General features: G+C 67.0%; 1 protein-coding gene. It reads right to left on the reverse strand.

Features of this window, described 5'->3' with window-relative positions:
- Positions 1 to 836 (reverse strand): glycoside hydrolase family 10 protein (locus ACFP3R_RS37550; protein ID WP_380643806.1); only part of this gene is annotated, 836 nt, incomplete at its 3' end.
- Positions 837 to 851 lie beyond the last annotated feature (15 nt).

The raw sequence follows: 851 nt of genomic DNA on the forward strand, positions 1-851 counted from the left end.
GAGTTGTAGGCGGCTTTCTTGTTGCCGCTGCTGTCGAAGAGCAGGGGGGTGCCGGAGGCGCGCCAGGAGTCGCTGTCGCGCACACCCCAGACGGTGATGCCGGTGCAGCGGGTGACGGCCAGGCAGGCGGCGGTGACCTTGCGGAAGTTCTCGGCCTGCGCCGTGCCGGAGCCCTCGATGTCGAGTTCGGTGATCTGGACGTCGACACCCAGGTTGGCGAAGTTCTGGAGGGTGGTCTGGTAGTTCGACGGCACCGGGCTCTGGGAGTTGAAGTGGGACTGGAGGCCGACGCAGTCGATGGGCACGCCCCGGGACTTGAAGTCCTGGACCATCCGGTAGACGGCCTGGGTCTTGGCGTGGGTCCAGTCGTCGGTGTTGTAGTCGTTGTAGCAGAGCTTCGCGCCCGGGTCGGCCGCCCGCGCCGCCCGGAACGCGGCCTCGATCCAGTCGTTGCCGGTGCGCTGGAGGTTGGAGTCACGCCGCCCGCCACCGCTGCCGTCCGCGAACGCCTCGTTCACCACGTCCCAGGAGTGGATCTTGCCCCGGTAGTAGGTCGCCACCTGCGTGACGTGGTTGAGCATCGCGCTGCGCAACGCCGTGCCGGACATGTTCTGCATCCAGCCCGGCTGCTGCGAGTGCCACGCCAACGTGTGCCCGCGCACCTTCTTGCCCTGCTGGATGGCGTGGTTGACGATCCGGTCGGCGTTGGCGTAGCTGAACTGCCCCTGCGACGGCTCGGTCGCGTCGATCTTCATCTCGTTCTCGGCCGTGATCGAGTCGAACTCGCGGTTCACGATCCCGACGTAGGTCGAGTCGCTGAGCTTGTTCGCCGCCACCGCCACACCGAAGTA

Origin of the sequence: Saccharothrix lopnurensis, assembly GCF_042658445.1 — a bacterium.
Lineage (GTDB): Bacteria > Actinomycetota > Actinomycetes > Mycobacteriales > Pseudonocardiaceae > Actinosynnema > Actinosynnema lopnurensis.